This window comes from Prevotella sp. C0026C3, assembly GCF_056590795.1.
On sequence record NZ_JBWPWW010000043.1, the window covers coordinates 1 to 1,931 of the forward strand.

At 36.9% G+C, this 1,931-nt stretch carries 1 protein-coding gene; it reads left to right on the plus strand.

Features of this window, described 5'->3' with window-relative positions:
- Positions 1 to 155 precede the first annotated feature (155 nt).
- Positions 156 to 1,733, plus strand: coding sequence for a glycoside hydrolase family 31 protein (locus tag AC1EK4_RS11885; protein WP_480358406.1), 1,578 nt, complete (start codon positions 156 to 158; stop codon positions 1,731 to 1,733).
- The last annotated feature ends 198 nt before the right edge of the window (positions 1,734 to 1,931 follow it).

Here is a 1,931-nt window from a genome sequence, read left to right on the forward strand (position 1 = left end):
AAGCACTGCCGGTACACGTAGAGAAATCAAGGCAATTGGAACTTCTCTAAAGCTTTTCTTATCCCGAACTCGCGTATTAATAGATTATATAAAGCAATAAGTTGTATAATATCTCGTTTCTTTTAAGGAACGAGATATTTTTAAAAGTATTTGTCATGAAAAAAGTAATAATTTTATGCTTATTGTTTGTTGAACTATGCCATGTACATGCCCAACAGGTTGATATTCTACCCAATGAATGCTGGTGGGGAGTAGGAACTGGTATTGGAACTCAATTACCAATAAGTAACCAATCTCTAGAAGTAAATACGCGCATAGAGAATTTTAATAATCAAACAGCACCTTTGTTATTGTCAAATCAAGGAAGAGCAATTTGGTTAGATGCTGCTTACCATTTGAAGGTTACCAATCGCGTGATGAATTTTCAGCCTACGCAAGGTGGGGTGGAGGTTCAAACGTATGGTAAGACCTTGCGTGATGCTTACTTGGGAGCAATGAATAGGCATTTTCCAACAACAGGAGAAATTCCACCATCTCTATTTTTTGAGCGTCCTATTTATAATAGCTGGATAGAGCTGCTCTATAATCAAAACCAAGCCGACATATTAAAATATGCTCATAATATTATAGATAATGGTTTTGAACCGGGCATTCTTATCATTGATGATAATTGGCAAAAAGATTATGGCGAATGGGAATTCCGGGCCGAAAAGTTCCCAAATCCTAAGCAAATGATAGATGAACTCCACAGTTTAGGATTTAAAGTAATGTTGTGGGTATGCCCTTATGTTTCGCCTGATAGTAAAAAGAGTCGAGATTTTGAGGCTAAAGGACTTTTTGTTAAAGCAAAGGGTACAAATCAAGCTGCAGTAGCTCGGTGGTGGAATGGATATAGTTTCGTTTATGATTTAAGTAATCCCGAAGCTTATAATCAGATTCGTGAAGAGTTAAAAGAATTGCAAAAGAAATATGGTATCGATGGTTTTAAATTTGATGCAGGCGATTCTTATAGTTATTTAGAAGAGAATGTAGATGTGTATGATGGAAAATCCTTTGATATTGCGCAAACATATTTGTGGGCAGCGCTAGGTAGGGAATTTCAATATAATGAAATGCGTGCTTGTTGGAGGCATGGCAATGAAGGATTGGTACAACGTTTAGGCGATAAGAAATATTCGTGGGTGGGTGTGAGCCAATTGGTGCCTGATATGATTTCGGCAGGATTGTTAGGTTATGCTTTTACTTGTCCCGATATGATTGGTGGCGGTGAATATGGTAGCTTTTACAATGTAGATGAAGACAAGTTTGACCAAACACTCATCATTCGGTCATGTCAAATCCATGCAATGATGCCTATGATGCAATTCTCTGTTGCCCCGTGGCGTATTTTATCAAAAGAAAATTTGTCCATAGTTCGTAAATACGCACACTGGCATACACAACTAGGTTCGTATATTTTGGAACAGGCGAAGAAATCTGCTCAAACTGGAGAACCTATAGTTCGTCACATGGCTTATAGTTTTCCCAATCAAGGTTTTGAAAATGTTAGCGACCAATATATGTTTGGTGATACATATTTGGTAGCTCCTGTAACGACGGCTGTTAATCATCGAACCGTAAAATTGCCCAAAGGGAAATGGCGAGATGACCAAGGAACTATATATAATGGTGGCAAAGTTTACCAACTTGATGTACCAATAGATCGTTTACCTTGGTTTGTGAAAGTGAAATGATGTTGGTCTATAGTATCAAAATATAGTATAAAGATAGTACTCCTTGACAGAATAGGGGAGTATTGTTGCGTAAGATTATGGCAATTTCTTTGTATAATCCTTGATTTATATCAATGTTGTGCTTAAAATCTCGTTTTTTCGCAAAATATTGGTTTAAATATTTGGTGGTAAGGATAAAAAGCTATAATTTTGCATCCG